Origin of the sequence: Vogesella mureinivorans (assembly GCF_007644035.1) — a bacterium.
In the GTDB taxonomy this organism is placed as follows: Bacteria; Pseudomonadota; Gammaproteobacteria; order Burkholderiales; family Chromobacteriaceae; genus Vogesella; species Vogesella mureinivorans.
Map to the genome: position 1 here is coordinate 1 of NZ_VMTV02000460.1, position 283 is coordinate 283.

At 70.3% G+C, this 283-nt stretch carries 1 protein-coding gene; it reads right to left on the reverse strand.

Features of this window, described 5'->3' with window-relative positions; translation table 11 throughout:
• Positions 1–283, reverse strand: a 283-nt coding sequence (locus tag FLQ44_RS11525) for an ATPase, T2SS/T4P/T4SS family (RefSeq protein WP_147694474.1), incomplete at both ends; no start/stop codon positions are given.

The window sequence follows — 283 nt, forward strand, 5'->3', positions numbered from 1 at the left end:
TGGCGACGACATTGCGCGCGGCGCACTGCAACTCGCGTATATCCTCGATGAGGATGACCCGGTCATCGGTGCCGGCGATCTCTGCGAGCAGCGCGTTGGCGAGCGTCGTCTTGCCGGTTCCGGTGCCGCCGGCGACGAGAATGTTCATCCGCCCGGCGACCGCATGTCGCAGCGAGGCGGCGGCAGCCGGCGCCATGATGCGCGCGCCCACATAGTCGCCGCGCGCGAAAACGGTTGCCGCCCGCTTGCGGACCGCGAACGCCGGAGCGATCACGACGGGCGG